The organism is Streptomyces physcomitrii (assembly GCF_012273655.1).
Classification (GTDB): domain Bacteria; phylum Actinomycetota; class Actinomycetes; order Streptomycetales; family Streptomycetaceae; genus Streptomyces; species Streptomyces physcomitrii.
Genome location: NZ_JAAWWP010000021.1, coordinates 40,410 through 56,068, shown reverse-complemented (window position 1 = coordinate 56,068; position 15,659 = coordinate 40,410). Strand labels below are relative to the sequence as shown.

The window sequence follows — 15,659 nt, the reverse complement described above, 5'->3', positions numbered from 1 at the left end:
GCACCTTACTTGACGTGAGTTCAGCAGCGGGACCAGACTGGCGGTGTTATTGAATCCACGTACAACACGTGCCGGTGCGCAGTGCCCGGGCGTGGTGGCGGGCGGAGGGCTGGGGCGATGGCGCAGACGACGGAGCCGGCCGGAACTGCCGGGCGGGTCAGCGGCTTCCGCAGCGCGGAGCTGGGCTGGCCGCGGCTGGAGCGCATCCCGCACCCGCCGCGGCGGCTGCCGCTGCTCGGCGATGTGCTCGGGGTCCATCCGCGCACCCCGGTCCAGGACTCGGTGGCCATGGCGGCCCGGCTCGGGCCGATCTTCCGGCGGCGCGCCTTCGGCAAGGAGTTCGTCTTCGTCTGGGGGGCCGGGCTCACCGCCGATCTGGCGGACGAGTCGCGGTTCGCCAAGCATGTCGGCGTGGGGGTGGCCAACCTCCGCCCGGTCGCCGGGGACGGGCTGTTCACCGCGTACAACCACGAGCCCAACTGGCAGCTGGCGCACGATGTGCTCGCCCCCGGCTTCAGCCGCGAGGCGATGGGCGGCTACCACCCGCTGATGCTGGACGTGGCCCGGCAGCTGCTCGCGCACTGGGACGAGGGCGAGCGGGCGGGCACCGCGGTGGACGTGCCCGGCGACATGACCAAACTGACCCTGGAGACCATCGCCCGCACCGGCTTCGGGCACGACTTCGGCTCCTTCGAGCGGGACCGCCCGCACCCCTTCGTCACCGCCATGGTCGGCACCCTCGCCTTCGCGCAGCGCCGCAACACCGTGCCGGTCGCGCTCGCCCCGCTGCTGCTCCGCGGGGCCGAGCGGCGCAACGCCGCGGACACCGCCCTGCTCAACAGCACCGTCGACGAGGTGGTGGCGGCCCGCGCCCGGGACGGCGGCGGGCAGGGCGATCTGCTCGACCGGATGCTGGAGGTCGCCCACCCCGCGACCGGCGAGCGGCTGTCCGCCGAGAACATCCGCCGCCAGGTGATCACCTTCCTGGTCGCCGGGCACGAGACCACCTCCGGCGCGCTCTCCTTCGCCCTGCACTACCTCGCCCAGCACCCGGCCGTCCTCGCCCGCGCCCAGGAGGAGGTGGACCGCGTCTGGGGGCCCACCGGGGAGCCCGGCTACGAACAGGTCGCCAAGCTGCGCTACGTACGCCGGGTGCTCGACGAGTCGCTGCGGCTGTGGCCCACCGCGCCCGGCTTCGCGCGCGAGGCCCGGGAGGACACCGTGCTCGGCGGGGTGCACCCGATGCGGCGGGGCGCCTGGGCGCTGGTGCTCGCCGGTGCGCTGCACCGGGACCCGGAGGCCTGGGGCGAGGACGCCGAGGAGTTCGACCCGGACCGCTTCGCCCCGCAGGCGGTACGGTCCCGGCCCGCCCATGTCTTCAAGCCCTTCGGCACCGGGGCGCGGGCCTGCATCGGGCGGCAGTTCGCGCTGCACGAGGCGACCCTCGTCCTCGGCCTGCTGCTGCGCCGCTACGACCTGCTCCCCGAGCCCGGCTACCGGCTGAAGGTGGCCGAGCGGCTGACGCTGATGCCGCAGGGCCTGCGGCTGCGGCTCAACCGCCGGAGCGCGGGGACGGGCGCGGGCGCGTAGGGCGCGCGGGCGGGGCACGGCGAGGCGGTCCGGGCTCCCCCTCCCCTCCGGAGGGAGCCCGGACCGCCGGTCGCGGTGCGGCTGTGCGAGGGCGCTGACCCTAACTCATCAGCAGGAGCAGGAGTACCGCTCCGACCCCGCCGATCGCGGGGCTCTTGGCCTTGACGCCGATGGTCAGGAGAAGGAACGCCACGATGCCCGTGGCGCCGAACCGGGACTGGACGATCTGTTCGAAGCCGACGGCCAGGATGGCGGCGGCGAGTGCGAAGTACGGCATGCTCGGTCCTTCCTGCGAGGCGGGCACCGACCGGCGCCGGTGGCGCGGGCGGGCCGGGGCAGTTCGGGGGTGCGCGGGCCGCGGGTGCGAAGTCGTCGGCCGGACGGCGCCGTTGCCGTTCCGCGTCCGCCAACTTCTCTTTCTCCGACCAGGTCTTCCAACCGGCTCAAGTTGGCTGCCAACTTCACGTTATTTATCTCCACATCGAGACTTCTTCTAACCATCATCCCGACAACTCCCGCAAGATGGCGGGGAGTTGTAGGGTTGAGGGCGGAGCCCCGGCGCCGTGCTCGGCGCGCGGGCGCGGGTCAGTGCGCCGGCTGCGCGACCATCAGCGCCAGGAGCACGGCGCCCGCGACGGTGCAGGAGTGGTGGCGGGTGCGGAGGCCGAGGGTGAAGAGCAGCACGCCGAGAATGCCGACGGGGCCGTACCGCCAGGCCGCGAGTTGCTGGACGCCCAGGACGAAGGCGCCCCCGATCAGGGCCAAGAGGGCCATGGTGGATCCTCCTTCACGGGGAGGGTGTGCGGGTCCCGGCCTCCGGGCGGACGGGCCCGCCCGGGAGGCGCTCAGCCAACTTTTAGAGAGTTGGCAACCAACTACACTGAAGTTGTCCCCGCTTGGCGGATGTCCATAAACACCTCATACAACTGCCGTGAGATGGCGCAGGCTTGTACGGTCTCGCCGTGACCCAGGAGAACACCGTGGTGAACGAGGGCCCCCGTCACTCCGCCCGGGCGATCGCCGACGCCCTGCGCGCCCGTATCCGCGAGGGCACCCTGCGCCCCGGCGACCGGCTGCCCACCCAGGCCGGCCTCGCCTCCGAGTTCGGCGTGGAACGCGGCACCGTACGCCAGGCGCTGCGCGCCCTCCAGGAGGAGGGTCTGCTCGCGCACGTCTCCAAGGGCAGCCCGCCCCGGGTCGCGGAGCAGCGCCGGGAGACGGGCGAACCCCAGCCGACCATGGTCTCCCTCGCGCCCCGCCTCACCGACGCCTTCTCCAGCCCCCAGGTGCGCATCGACGCGCTCAGCCTGACCGCGCAGAGCCTGATGATGGCGCTCGGCGAGCCGGTGCGGCTCATCCACGAGGGCCGGATCCGCCCGCGCTCGGTCGAGGTGCGCATCCTGCTGCCCAGCCGCAACATCGACCTCGCCTTCCCGGTCTCGGTCGAGCACGGCCGCGCCGAACCCGCCCAGGACCCGGTGCACGACCGCTGGCTGCTCCAGCGCAACGCCCAGGGCCAGGTGCTGCGGCACAACCTGCGGGCGCTGCGCACCTCGCACGGCGTGGACGTCTCGGTCACCTTCCGGGCGCTTCCCTTCACCCCGCCGGTCAAGCTGTACCTGCTGAACGGCTCGGAGGCGCTGTTCGCCTTCTACCGGGTGACCCGCCGCCAGGAGGAGGTGGACAGCACCACCCTGGAGATGTGGGACACCCTCGGCGCGGAGTCGCTGCTCTTCTCGCACCTGAAGGCCTCGGGCGGCCGGGACGCGGCCTTCGTGGGGGAGTCGCAGAACTGGTTCGACGCCCTCTGGGAAACCATCTCCACGGAGCTGACACTCTCCTAGTGACTTCCGAAACGGCCCAGACGCCTCCCCTGCCCACGCCCTCCGAGTCCCTGCGCGCACTCGTCGCCGCCGCGCGGTTCGTCCTCTTCGACTTCGACGGACCCGTCTGCCGCCTCTTCGCCGGGCACCGCGCCGAGCAGGTCGCCGCCGAGCAGGTGCGCTGGCTGGAGGAGCGCGGACTGCGCGGACTGCTCACCGCCGAGGAACTGACCGAGCCCGACCCGCAGTCGGTGCTGCGCGCGGTCGCGGCGCGCCACCCCAAGAGCGACCTGGTGGCAGAGCTGGAGGAGCGGCTGACCCAGCAGGAGCTGAAGGCCGTCGCCACCGCCTGGCCGACCCCGTACGCCGATCCGCTGATCCGCACCTGGCGGGCGACCGGCGTGCCCCTGGCGATCACCACCAACAACTCGGCCAAGGCGGCCCGCGGTTACCTCGAAGGGCGCGGGCTCGCGGAGTGCTTCAGCCCGCACTTCTACGGCCGTACCGAGGACCTGCGGCTGCTGAAACCGGACCCGCACTGCCTGCGGCGCGCGCTCAACGCGCTCGGCGCCGAGCCCTCGGCCGCCCTGATGATCGGCGACACTCCCACCGACCTGAGGGCGGCCGAGCGCGCCGGGGTGTCCTTCCTCGGCTACGCCCGCAACGAGGACAGCGAGGGGCGGCTGCGCGAGGCGGGCGCCGAGCACCTGGTCTCCACCCTCCAGCCCCTCCTGGAACTGGTCCGGGGCAGGCGGTCCTCCTGAGCCCCGCCGCCGGGGGCCGGTCGCACACCGTGCCCCCCAGGAGTGGAGTGCGCGGCAGGAGGAGCACATCGCGACGGCCCCCGGGTGAAGCCCGGCCGCCGTCGCACTAAGGTGTGCATCACTTTTCAGCGGCCCGCATCGTCATCGTTCTGCGGTCCGCGTCATCACCGTGCAGGAGCGGTCAGTGGACGCACCTTCCGCGCCTTCGAGGTTCCGCCCCTCACCGCGTGAACTCCGCCGGGACCAGGGGTACGAGGCCTTCGCGCGGCGGGCCGCCCCGCGCGGGGAACCGCACACCGGGCGCTCCCACGACCCCCACCGCACGGCGCTGCCCCCGGTGGTGCGCACCTGGCCCGAGGAGGGCGCGGTCCTGCGGGCGCTGGCCCGGCTCACCGACGGGCCGCCGCTCGCCCCGCGGCCCCCGGCCCCGGCGGGCGAGGCCGCCCCGCCCAGCCCGGCCGGCCGCCCCCTCGCCGCCCTCTGCCCGGACGGCGAGCCGGTCGCCGCCGCCCTGCTCACCGCCCTCGCCGAGACCGCCGCCCGGCTGACCGGGGTGCGCCGGGAGTGGCTGCCGCGGACCGCCGCGGCCGAGCCGGGCCCCGAGGGGCGGGGCTTCCTGCGGGCCAGGGCGGCGCTGGTCGAGCGGACCGTGCTGCGGCCCCACTGGCCCCTGTTCGGCGGCCTGTTCACCGCGCTCGGGGTGCCCGGGGACGCGCTGGCCCGGTACGCCGAACGGCTCCCGGCACTGACCCGCCGCCCCGGCCAGCTGCTCCACACCGAACTGCACCGGGGCACCGTCCGGATCACCGAGTGGGACGGCGGCTCCGAGACCGGGCGCGGCCCCGGGGTGCACAACGGGCACGACTCCGGTCCGGACACCCGGCACGACTCCGGTCCGGACACCGGCCAGGCCGCCCCCCGGCCCGTCCTGGTCGGCTGGGAGGCCGCCGCCTGGGGCGACCCGCTGCACGAACTCGCCACCCACCTGGTCCGGACGCGGTACCCGGCCGCCCAGGAGCCCGCGGTCGTCGAGGCCTGGTCCGCGGCCCTCGCCGCCGCGCGCCCCGCCGCCGTGCACGGACTCGCCCGCGATCTGCCCCACCACCTCGGCCTCGCCCGCGCCCAGGACCTCTACACCGAGGTGATGCGGACCGCCCACGCCCTCGGCGCCGCGCCGGATCCCGCCCGCCTCGACACCGCCGCCACCGCCGTGCGGCGCGCCCTGGAGGCCGCCGCCGAGCCGCTGCGCCTGACCCGGCTGCCGGGCTCCGGCGAGATCGTCGGCGCCCTGCACCGCTGGGCCACCGCCCGGCAGGGCACCGCGCCGCACCCCGGCTGGCGGGCCGACCCCCGGCTCCCCCTGGGGCCCGCCTTCGGGGCCGGCGCCGTCCACAGGGCGCTGCTCGCCGAGGGCGCCGCCCCCGCCGAGCACGTCTTCAAGGGCACCGCCCACCTCAATACGGTGGTACGGCTGCCGGGCCGGGCGGAGCCGGTCGTGGTGCGCCGCAAGCTGCCCCGTACCGGGACGCGCGAGCGCCGGTTCCTCAGCGAGCACGCGGTGCTGGCCGCCCTGGAGTCCAGCGGGGTCGGCGCGCCCCGGGTGCTCGCCCTCGGCGTCAGCGGGCGCGGGGTGCCGCCCGCCCAGGTCCCCGCCGAGCCCTTCGCGATCCACACCTACGTCGGCCCGCCCGGCGGCGCCCCGCCGACACACCCCGTGGCCGGGTTGCTGCCCGCCGAGGCGGACCACCTCGTCGACCAGTTGGGAGCGCTTACCCGGGTCGAGTGCCGGCAACTCGACCCGGCCGCCGCGGAGGCGGACTTCTCCGTCTGGCTACGAGCCGAACTGGTGCGTCTGGTGGCCGAGTTGCCCGCGGAGTCGCAGGAGGCGGCGCGGGAGCTCGGGCTGCCCGGGGCCGAGCGTCTCGGGCAGATCCTGGCCCGGCACCGGGTCACCGCGCGCGAGCCCGTCCTGCTGCACGGTGACCTCAACCCGTGGAACCTGGTGCGGGGCCCCGCTCCCGGTGAACTCACCGTCATCGACTGGGAGATGGCGATGATCGGCGATCCCCTCTACGACCTGGTCCGGCATCTGCACCTGACCCCGGCGCGGGCGGAGATCCGGCAGCGGATGTTCCGCCGCTGGGAGCAGAAGCTGGGCGAGCGGTACACCCGGGGCTGGCAGGAGGACCAACGGGTCTACCGCTGGATCGAGTTGGTGCGCTCCGCCTACATCGACCTCGACCGGCTGCACACCGGCACCGGCCTCGACGCCCCGAACGTCGCCCGGGCCGTCGACTCGTACGCCATGACGCTGGCCGCGGCCAAGGCCGCCCTCGGGCTTCCGCCGGGGCCGCCCGGGCCGCCGGGAGTTCCGTTTCCCGCCGGGATCCGCCCGGGCGGTAAAAAGCGGACCGCCGGTATTTTCGGCCCCGTCACCGATTGATTCGAGCCCCACCGCTCTCCATCGCTTCCCAGGGCCTCCGTAAGTTTTCGTGTCGCGTGTCACAGAAGAATTCGACAGAGGGAGGCAACCGCGCGGTGAGCGCCCCGGATGGCGGCGGTTACTTGCCGGAAATGTGTACTTCCGAATTGCGCCTGGAGTGGCTCTCGGGCGCTTCTTCCCGGGTTCGATGTGAATCCAGGCACACTCGCTTCGTATATGTGGGCGGGAAGTAACGGCGGCAAGGCCGATATGTATCGGGGGTCTCAAGGGGCGGTAAAAATCGCAGGTGGAGGGGGTGTGGGGCGAGTCTTCGGGTCTGTATGCGGTCCGGATGGAGGTTTTCGGCCGAGAAGTGCGAAGGAATCGGGCGGGCCGGACGGAGTGCGCATAAAACGACCTTGCACGGCTGTTCGGGCCGTGCATAGCATCCGGTGATCGGGCGGCGCATTTCCCTGGCCCTATTGCCGTGGAAGATTGCCGCGGAAGCTGAGAATGATGCCTTGTAAAAGCATCGGTTTGTCAGCTCGCGTAAATGTCCCCGTAATGAGCGTTCGGAAACATCGGAAACATCCGCCGAGGCGACGGAGCGAAAGCGGATCCGGTGTTTTTCCGGCGCACCCCCCAAGGCACCACCGTTGCGAGGCAGGCTCGTGAAGTTCATCGACATAGGCGACCTCGACGTCCGCCCCGGTCGGCTCACCGTATGGCGGCCCACCGCGGGCAGCCCCACCCCGGCGCACTGGACCCCGGACGAGCGTCCGGCCTCCTACCTCCAGGAAGCGCACCTCTTCGACGCCCTTCTCTCCGCCGACTCCGGCGAGCGCGGGCCCTCCTGGCTCGCCACCGCCTTCGAACTGCCCGGCGCGCTCGACACCGCCGCCCTGCGCGCGGCCCTGCTCGGCTGGGTCGACCGCCACGAGTCGCTGCGCAGCCGCCTGGTCCCGAGCCGCGGCGAGGGCGGCGGCCGGATGTCCCGCGAGACCCTGCGCCCCGGCGCCGTGGACCTCGCCGCCGACCCGCGCGGCGAGTTCACCGACGGCCGCGAACTCGGCCGCGTCATCGAGGAGTTGCTGGACGGCGCCACCGACCCGCTGGCCTGGCCCTCCTTCGTCTTCGCGACGGTCGGGCACCCCGGCTCCACCACCGTCTACCTGGCCTTCGACCACCACCACGTCGACGGCTACTCGATCTTCCTCATCGCGCACGAGATCCGCGAGCTGTACGCCGCCGCCCTGGACGGCCGCCAGGCCCAACTCACCGACGTGGGCAGCTTCCTGGACTTCGCGGGCTGGGAGCGCGAGGACGCGGCCCTGGTGCACGGCGGTCACGAGACCGTGCTCCGGTGGCGGGAGTTCCTCCAGGCCTGCGGCGGACGGCTGCCCGAATTCCCCGCCCCCCTCGCCCCGGAGGAGGAGAGCGGCCGGGTCGCCCAGCGCGGCGGCATCACCTGGCTCCTGGACCGGGAGCAGGCCCAGGGCTTCCACCGGGCCTGCAAGGAGCAGGGCGGCAACTTCGCCTCCGGCATCCTCGCCTGCCTCGCCCTCGCCGCCCGCGAGGGCTCGGGCCTGGAGGACTTCAGGGTGATGACGCCCTTCCACACCCGCAGCCAGTCCCAGTGGCAGCAGTCCCTCGGCTGGTACGTCGGCCTCGCCCCGGTGCACTTCCCGGTACGCCCCGACGCGGTCTTCGCCGAGGTCATGAAGGAGGCCTACGCCGCCCTGGACCGCGCCAAGCCGCTGGCCTCGGTGCCCTTCGCGCGGATCACCGAACTCCTCGGGCTGCCCCTCGAACCGCGGTTCATGGTCTCGTACATGGACATCCGCAGGACTCCCGGCGCCGAGCAGTGGGCCGACTGGAAGGCCGCCGCGCTGCGCAGCCGCCGGATGAACCCGCACGAGGTCTACCTGTGGATCATGCGCTCCCCCGAGGGCGCCTACCTGAGCTACCGCTTCCCGGACACCGCGCGTGGCCGGGCCGCCGTACTGCCCTATCTGGCCGGCATCGAACGCCTGGCCCAGCAGGTCGCCGCGCCCCACACCAGCGGCAGCCGAGGAAAGGAACCCGCACCGTGCTGATGACCCCCCTGCCGGAGTACGTCCCCGCGCCCGGCGAACTGGTCGAGTTCCGCGTCCCCGAGGAGGCCGTCGAGCGCGCCGCGAAGGCGCCCGAGCACCCGGCCCCGCCCTCCTATGTGCAGGAGAACCACATCCTGCGCCGCCTCGCCAACTCCGCCGCGGGCCGCCCCCAGTCGCCCTGGCTCGGCATCGTCTTCGACCTGCCCGGCAGGCTGGACACCGCCGCCTTCGCCGCCGCCCTGCACACCTGGGTGCTGCGCCACCGCACCCTGCTCACCTTCTTCTCCGTGCACGAGAGCGAGACCGCGGACCAGGGCACGCCGCTGCTCAGGCGGCACGAGGTCGCCGAGGAGTCGGTCGCCGTCGAGGCCGTCCCGCTCGGCGAGCAGAGCGGCGAGGCCGTCCACCGGCATGTCACCGAGACCTTCGGCAGCCGCACCGACCCGCTGGTGTGGCCGCCGTTCACCGCCTCCGCGGTGGTCCGCGAGGAGGGCGCCTCCACCGTCTTCTTCGCCGTCGACCACGCCCACACCGACGGCTTCTCGATGATCCTCGTCTTCGCCGAGCTGCGCGCCCTCTACGAGGCCGAACTCAACGGCACCGAGGCCGAGTTGCCCGAGGTCGGCAGCTATGTGGACGCCTGCGCCCTGGACCGCGAGCGGGCCTCCGCGATCCGGCCGGACTCGCCCGAGGTGAAGAGCTGGACCGACTTCTTCCTCGGCGGCCCGATGCCCTCCTTCCCGCTCGACCTCGGCGTACCGCCCGGCGAGAGCCGCCCCAGCCTCTCCATCGAGCTCGACCTGCTCACCGCGGACCAGGCCGAGGCCTTCTCCAAGGCCTGCAAGGCGCAGGGCGCCTCCTTCTCCGCCGGGCTGCTCACCGCGCTCGGCATCACCGCGAGCGAACTCGCGGGCCGCCCCGACTATCGGAGCCTCGCGGTCGTGCACACCCGGGACGAACCGCGCTGGCAGTTCACCCAGGGCTGGTTCATCAACCTGGTGCCGGTCGCCTTCCCGGTCAGCCCCGGTGGCACGGCGCTCGGCTTCGGCGAGATCCTGCGCGGCGCGGCCGGGGCCTACGCCGCCGCCCGCGAACTCGCCCCGGTCTCCCCGCTGCGGGTGGCCGAACTGATCCCCGGCGTCTCGCTCCAGTCCGACGCCTCGACCGTGCTGCCGATGCTCTCCTACCTCGACCTGCGGCACGCCCCAGGCTCCCGCGACTGGGAGGCCGCCGACTGCAACGCCCTGGTCGGCCCGGGCCCGAGCAGCGAGGTGCCGATCTGGATCAACCGCCTGTGGGACCGCACCTACCTCAAGACCCGCTACCCCGACACCCCCGAGGCCCGGGAGAACGTCCCGCGCTACTTCGCCCACCTCAAGCGGGTCCTCGGCGAGATCGCCGCGCACGGCGACTACCGCTTCACCGCGGCCGGGCAGCGCACCCCGACGGAGGTGTGACTCCCGTGCGGGTCGCCCTGCTCGACGGCTACCGCCCCGCGCCCGGCCGCCTGGTGGAGTTCGTGCGCTCGGCCGCCACCCGGGCGGCGGCCGAGGAGGCGGCGCCGAGCCCGGTGCCGCCCTCCTTCAACCAGCTCTTCCACCTGGCGACCGCCGACCGCGACCCCGAAGGCCCCCGGCACTGGCTCTGCTGCGCCTTCGACCTGCCGGGGGCCGTCGACCTGGACGCGCTGCACCGCGCCTTCGCCTTCTTCACCGCCCGGCACGAGGGGCTGCGCAGCGGCTTCCGGGCGCGCCGGGGCCCGGACGGCGCGCCCGCCGGTGTGGACCGCTTCGTGCTGCCCGCCGAGACGTACGAGCTGGCCCGCGAGGACCACGGGGAACCGGCCACCCCCGAGGAACTGCGCGAGCTGCTCCGCGCCCGCCTCGCGGCCCGCTGCCACCCGCTCGGCGAGCCCCCGCACCTGCTCTCGGCGATCGTCCGCCCCGGCTCGGCCACCGTCTTCTGCGGCTTCGACCACGGCAACACGGACGGCTGGTCGCTCGCCCTCGCCGTCCACGAACTCGGCGCGAGCTACGCCGCGTTCGCCGCGGGCCGCACCCCCGAACTGCCGCCCGCCGGCAGCTTCGTCGACTACTGCGCCGAGGAGCAGGCCGCCCTCGGCGCGCGCCCGCCGGGCCCCGAGGACCCGCTGCTCGCGGGCTGGGCCGACTTCTTCGCGGGCTGCGGCGACACCCTGCCCGCCTTCCCGCTCGACCTCGGCGTGGCCCCCGGCAGCCGCGCCCCGCAGGGCTCCGAGCTGCGCCGACTCCTCGGTCCCGAGGCCGCCGGGACCTTCGAGGACCGCTGCCGCGCCCACGGCGGCACCTTCTTCACCGGCGCCCTGACCGCCTTCGCCCTCGCCGCCCGCCGCCTCGGCGCCGAGGGCCCGATGCGCCTGGTCTCGCCCCTGCACACCCGCCACGAGGACCGGTGGGCGCTCGCCATGGGCTGGTTCACCACGGTCGCCCCGCTCACCCTGGACGTCACCGCCGCCGAGGGCGCCGCGGCGGGCTCGGCCCGCACCAAGGAGGCCTTCGCCGCGGGCCGCCGCCTCGCCGGGGTGCCGGTCGCCCAGGTGCTGCCCGCCCTCGGCGACCGGGTGCGCCGCGCCAGGGACGACGTCTTCATGGTCTCGTACCTCGACTACCGCCGACTGCCCGGCTCCGAGGGCCACACGGCCGCCGACGCCCACCAGATCGTCGGCGCGACCACCGCCGACGAGGCCCAGTTCTGGTTCACCCGCACCCACGAGGGCCTCTTCCTCCGCGCCCGCTACCCGGGCACCGACCGCGCCGCGGCCGTGGTCCACCGCTTCACGGAGGCGGTACGGGGGATCCTGGAGCAGGAGAGCGGGGCCGAGGACGCGGCTGCCCTCACCGCGACCGCCTGATCCGGGGCGCCCGCAGCAGGACCAGTGCCGCGAGGAAGGCGGCGCCGAGCAGGACCGTACCCGCGGCGAAGGCCAGGTGGTGGCCGCCGTTGAGGGCCTCGGCGGAGGAGGCGCCCGCGGCGGTGAGGTGTGCGGTGCGGCCGGCGGCGAGGGTGGACAGGACCGCGAGCCCCAGCGCCATGCCGAGCTGCTGGGTGGTGGTGAAGAGGCCCGAGGCCAGGCCCGCGTCGTCCTCCCGGGCGCCGGACATGCCCAGCGAGGTCAGCGCGGGCAGCACCAGGCCGAAGCCCGCGCCGAGCAGCATCGAGGGCAGCAGGTCCACCGGGTAGGAGGCGCCCGCCGGCAGCCGGACGAGCAGCGCGAGCAGCACCCCGAGCGGGACGAGACCGGCGAGCAGGATCCGCCGCTCCCCGAAGCGCGCGATCAGCCGTGCCGAGAGGCCGAGCGAGACCGCGCCGATCGCGAGCGCCGCCGGGAGCATCGCGACCCCGGTGCGGGCGGCGCCGTAGCCCTGCACCTGCTGGAGGTTGAGCGCCACCATGATCGAGAACGCGAACATCGCCGCCACCACGAGGACCTGCACCAGATTGGCCGCGGCCACCCCGGGCGCCCGCAGCACCCGCGGCGGCATCAGCGGCGTCCGCGCCCGCGACTGCCGCCGCGCGAAGGCGGTGAGCAGGACCAGGGCGAGCGCGCCGAAGCCGAGGGTGTGCGCGGAGCCGGGGCCCCGCTGCTCGATCTGCACCACGGCGTAGATACCGGTCATCAGCCCGCCCGTGACGTACAGCGCCCCGAGCACATCGGCCCCGGCGCGCAGTCCGAGTCCGCGGTCGGCGGGCAGCGAGCGGACGGCGAGGGCGAGTACGGCGAGGCCCGGCGGCAGGTTGACCAGGAAGATCCAGTGCCAGCTGAGCGCGTCGGTCAGGACGCCGCCGGCCACCTGGCCGAGGGAGGCGCCCGCGGCACCCGTGAAGCTGAACACCGCGATCGCCCGGGCCCGTCCGGCGGGATCCGGGAAGAGGGTGACGAGCAGCCCGAGCGCCACCGCCGAGGCCATCGCACCGCCCACGCCCTGCAGGAACCGGGCCGCCACGAGCAGCCCCGGCGACCCCGCCGCGCCCGCGAGCAGCGAGGCGAGGGTGAACACCCCCGTCCCCGCGAGGAACATCCGCTTGCGGCCGAGCAGGTCCCCGAGCCGCCCGGCGAGCAGCAGCAGTCCGCCGAAGGCGATCAGATAGGCGTTCACCACCCAGCTGAGCCCGGCCGCGCCGAAGCCGAGATCGCGCTGGAGCGCGGGCATCGCCACGCTCACGATGCTCCCGTCCAGCGTGACCATCAGCGTGTTCGCGGCGAGCACGGCGAGCGCGAGACGGGGCCGGTGGGGCCGGTGGGGAGCGCCGTCCGGGCCGGGTGGGGAGGAGGCCGGGGCCTGCGCGGGATCGAGGGTGGACATGGGTTCTCCTGCCGGAGGTCGGGTCGGGGGGTGGAGGCGAGGGCGAGGTGACGGCCCCTGAAGTCGACCGTAGCAGAAGGTTTTGTTGCGGACTATATTTCACGGACCTTGTTCGGCCCTCGGGAAACCGGAGTGGGGGCGGCTCCTGCGTCCCCGCGGGCCGGGGGAGGTCCCCAAGCCTCCCGAACCGGATAATCCCCTACGGAACGACACTGGCTACCCTGGTCGGATGACCGCCATGACGCCCCCGCGCACGGAACCGGACCTCTCGTTCCTGCTCGACCACACCAGCCATGTGCTGCGTACCCGGATGGCCGCGGCCCTGGGCGAGATCGGCCTCACCCCGCGCATGCACTGCGTCCTGGTGCACGCCTTGGCCCAGGAGCGGACCCAGGCCCAGCTCGCCGAGATCGGGGACATGGACAAGACCACGATGGTGGTCACCGTGGACGCCCTGGAGCAGGCGGGCCTCGCCGAACGCCGCCCCTCCACCGCGGACCGCAGGGCCCGGATCATCGCGGTCACCGAGCAGGGCGCCGAGGTCGCCGCCCGCAGCCAGCGACTCGTCGACGGGGTGCACGAGGAGGCCCTCGGCGCCCTGCCCGCCGAGGAGCGCGAGACCTTCCTGCGCGCCCTCGACCGCCTGAGCCGCGGCCATCTGGCGACCCCCGTCGACAGCCCGCGACCGGTACGGCGGGCCCGCCAGCGGGGGAAGCAGTAGGCCCTTGTTCCGGGCCGGGCGCTCCGGGCCGGGCTCGACGGCACGGGATCACGGATCAGGCCGGGTCCGCGTACAACCAGCCACGCCCCTCGGCGGTCACACCTGACAGTCCGTGCCCGTCGACGAGGGGGAGCCTCCGTGCCGCACCGCCGCCGCATCCTGACGTACGCCATAGCCGCCGCCGCGGCCACCGCCGGGTTCGTGTTCCCGTCCGGCGCGGCCGCCGCCCCCGCCGCACCGCGCGGCACCGCGAGCGACTTCAACGGCGACGGGTACGCGGATCTCGCGGTCGGCGTCCCGGACGGAACCGTGGACGGCCGGGCCAAGGCCGGGTACGTGAACCTCGTCTGGGGCGGCCCGAAGGGCGTCGGCGCCCACGGGAGCCTCCGGGTCACCCAGTCCACCTCCGATCTGCCCGGCACCCCGGAGGCGGGCGACCGCTTCGGCGCCTCGGTGGCGCTGGTGGACCTCAACGGCGACGGCATCGCGGAACTCCTCGCCGGCGCCCCCGGCGAGGACATCACCGGGCTCGGCACCGACGTGGGCACGGTCCTCGCCCTCGGCGGCTCGAAGTCCGGTCCGGGGCCGGGGTCGACCGTCCTCACCGGGCCTTCGGCGTCCGCCGCGTACGGGAAGTCGGTCGCGGCGGCCGACCTGACCGGCGACGGCAACAAGGAGATCGTGATCGGCGGTACGGGCAAGGTCGTCGCCCGGGTCGCCCAGGGCGAGGACAGCATGGTCACCACCGTCGTCGCCGACTCCATGGGCGACCGCGCCCCCGTCCTCGCCACCGGCGACTTCGACGGCGACGGCGCGGCGGACCTGGCCGTGGCGTACTGGACCGCGGGCGAGCCCTTCACCCAGTCCCATGTGCGGCTGTGGAAGTGGGACGCCGAGGAGTCCGCGATGGCCAACTTCTGGAACACGGACAACGCGGGCGTGACCGCCCTGGCCGCGGGCGACTTCGACGGCGACGGCCACGACGACCTGGCGCTCGGCGAATGCCGCGAGATCGCCGACGAGAACATCGACGACCCGTGCGGCCCCGAGGAACTCGCCCGGGGCGGCGGGATCCACCTCCACTACGGAAGCCCGGCGAGCGGCTCGTTCGGCAGCCGCAGCCAGACCCTCAACCAGGACACGGCGGGCGTGCCGGGCGTGGCCGAGGACGGCGACCGCTTCGGCGCCGCCCTCGCCGTCGCCGACGTCGACCGCGACGGCCGCGACGACCTGATCGCGGGCGCTCCCGGCGAGGCCATCGGAACCGAGGCGGTGGCGGGCGCCGCCTGGCTGCTCCGCGGCGGCGCCCAGGGCCTCCTCGACGACAGCGGCGCCGCCACCTCGGTGGCCTGGAACCAGGACACCGCCGGGGTCCCGGGCACCGCCGAGGCGGGCGACACCTTCGGCGCGGCCGTCGCCGCCGGGGACCACGACGCGGACGGCGTACCGGACCTCACGGTCGGCTCCCCGGGTGAGAACGCCTCCCTGGGCGCCGCCCTCCTCCTCCCCGGCGCCTCGGTCAAGGCCGCGGCCTCCTTCTCGCCGCGCACCCTCGGCCTCCCGTACCTGACCACGGCCCAGAAGTACGGCAAGCCGCTGAGCAGCCATTGAGCCACGCCTGAACGGCAGTTGAGCAGCCGTCCGCAGCAGCCGTGCACCGCAGCCCGCCCTCACCCACTGCCCAGCCGTGGGTGAGGGCGGGCTGCTGTGGTGCTCCGGACGGTGGTGGCTCCGGACGGCGGGAACTCCGGGCGCCGGGGGCTCCGGAATTGACCTGCGTCCCCGCCGCTCGCCTGACAGCCTGTCCGCCATGCCCACACCCGATGCCCCTGGCCCCGCCACGCCCGGACCCGCCACGCCCGGCCCCGACGACTCCGCTCCCGCCCCCCGGCCCGCGAAC

General features: G+C 74.4%; 12 protein-coding genes. 9 read left to right on the top strand and 3 right to left on the bottom strand.

Annotated features, from left to right (window positions below; all coding sequences use genetic code 11):
- Positions 1-117: 117 nt before the first annotated feature.
- Positions 118-1,590 carry a cytochrome P450 gene (locus tag HFV08_RS26430; RefSeq protein ID WP_168542968.1) on the top strand — a complete coding sequence of 491 codons (1,473 nt, stop codon included), beginning with the start codon at positions 118-120 and terminating at the stop codon, positions 1,588-1,590.
- Between the two features lie 100 nt (positions 1,591-1,690).
- On the opposite strand, the gene HFV08_RS26425 is transcribed toward HFV08_RS26430, so the two are convergent.
- Entirely contained in the window at positions 1,691-1,867 is a 177-nt protein-coding gene (locus HFV08_RS26425) for a hypothetical protein (RefSeq protein ID WP_163011122.1), read from the bottom strand.
- Positions 1,868-2,175: 308 nt separating this feature from the next.
- Positions 2,176-2,364 carry a hypothetical protein gene (locus HFV08_RS26420; RefSeq protein ID WP_168542967.1) on the bottom strand — a complete coding sequence of 63 codons (189 nt, stop codon included), beginning with the start codon at positions 2,362-2,364 and terminating at the stop codon, positions 2,176-2,178.
- 188 nt (positions 2,365-2,552) lie between these two features.
- Here HFV08_RS26420 and HFV08_RS26415 point away from each other — a divergent pair, with 188 nt between their 5' ends.
- The 6 genes from HFV08_RS26415 to HFV08_RS26390 all read left to right on the top strand — a co-directional run bounded on the left by HFV08_RS26415 (position 2,553) and on the right by HFV08_RS26390 (position 11,585).
- Complete coding sequence (locus tag HFV08_RS26415; protein ID WP_312885835.1) at positions 2,553-3,434, top strand: GntR family transcriptional regulator; 882 nt, start codon at positions 2,553-2,555, stop codon at positions 3,432-3,434.
- Positions 3,434-4,177 (top strand): HAD family hydrolase, encoded by a 744-nt coding sequence (locus tag HFV08_RS26410; protein ID WP_312885834.1) that lies wholly within the window; start codon positions 3,434-3,436, stop codon positions 4,175-4,177. The genes HFV08_RS26415 and HFV08_RS26410 overlap by 1 nt, the downstream gene beginning before the upstream one ends.
- Before the next feature lie 184 nt (positions 4,178-4,361).
- Positions 4,362-6,620, top strand: coding sequence for a phosphotransferase (locus HFV08_RS32435; protein ID WP_312885833.1), 2,259 nt, complete (start codon positions 4,362-4,364; stop codon positions 6,618-6,620).
- A 650-nt stretch (positions 6,621-7,270) separates the two neighbouring features.
- Positions 7,271-8,695 carry a condensation domain-containing protein gene (locus HFV08_RS26400; protein WP_168542966.1) on the top strand — a complete coding sequence of 475 codons (1,425 nt, stop codon included), beginning with the start codon at positions 7,271-7,273 and terminating at the stop codon, positions 8,693-8,695.
- Positions 8,695-10,152 (top strand): condensation domain-containing protein, encoded by a 1,458-nt coding sequence (locus HFV08_RS26395; RefSeq protein WP_246342098.1) that lies wholly within the window; start codon positions 8,695-8,697, stop codon positions 10,150-10,152. The genes HFV08_RS26400 and HFV08_RS26395 overlap by 1 nt, the downstream gene beginning before the upstream one ends.
- Positions 10,149-11,585 (top strand): condensation domain-containing protein, encoded by a 1,437-nt coding sequence (locus tag HFV08_RS26390; RefSeq protein WP_168542964.1) that lies wholly within the window; start codon positions 10,149-10,151, stop codon positions 11,583-11,585. The genes HFV08_RS26395 and HFV08_RS26390 overlap by 4 nt, the downstream gene beginning before the upstream one ends.
- On the opposite strand, the gene HFV08_RS26385 is transcribed toward HFV08_RS26390, so the two are convergent.
- A complete protein-coding gene (locus HFV08_RS26385; protein WP_168542963.1) occupies positions 11,569-13,038 on the bottom strand; it encodes an MFS transporter in 1,470 nt (489 codons plus the stop codon). The genes HFV08_RS26390 and HFV08_RS26385 overlap by 17 nt on opposite strands.
- A 229-nt stretch (positions 13,039-13,267) precedes the next feature.
- Here HFV08_RS26385 and HFV08_RS26380 point away from each other — a divergent pair, with 229 nt between their 5' ends.
- Both HFV08_RS26380 and HFV08_RS32175 read left to right on the top strand, forming a co-directional pair.
- Positions 13,268-13,759, top strand: a complete 492-nt coding sequence (locus HFV08_RS26380) for a MarR family winged helix-turn-helix transcriptional regulator (RefSeq protein ID WP_168542962.1) — start codon at positions 13,268-13,270, stop codon at positions 13,757-13,759.
- Between the two features lie 138 nt (positions 13,760-13,897).
- A complete protein-coding gene (locus tag HFV08_RS32175) occupies positions 13,898-15,370 on the top strand; it encodes an FG-GAP-like repeat-containing protein (RefSeq protein ID WP_312885832.1) in 1,473 nt (490 codons plus the stop codon).
- Positions 15,371-15,659 lie beyond the last annotated feature (289 nt).

Excerpts from the sequence above, each read along its gene's own strand:
- HFV08_RS26430 (WP_168542968.1), top strand. The coding sequence starts at position 118 with ATGGCGCAGACGACGGAGCCGGCCGGAACTGCCGGGCGGGTCAGCGGC.
- HFV08_RS26425 (WP_163011122.1), bottom strand. The coding sequence starts at position 1,867 with ATGCCGTACTTCGCACTCGCCGCCGCCATCCTGGCCGTCGGCTTCGAA.
- HFV08_RS26420 (WP_168542967.1), bottom strand. The coding sequence starts at position 2,364 with ATGGCCCTCTTGGCCCTGATCGGGGGCGCCTTCGTCCTGGGCGTCCAG.
- HFV08_RS26395 (WP_246342098.1), top strand. The coding sequence starts at position 8,695 with ATGACCCCCCTGCCGGAGTACGTCCCCGCGCCCGGCGAACTGGTCGAG.
- HFV08_RS26385 (WP_168542963.1), bottom strand. The coding sequence starts at position 13,038 with ATGTCCACCCTCGATCCCGCGCAGGCCCCGGCCTCCTCCCCACCCGGC.
- HFV08_RS26380 (WP_168542962.1), top strand. The coding sequence starts at position 13,268 with ATGACCGCCATGACGCCCCCGCGCACGGAACCGGACCTCTCGTTCCTG.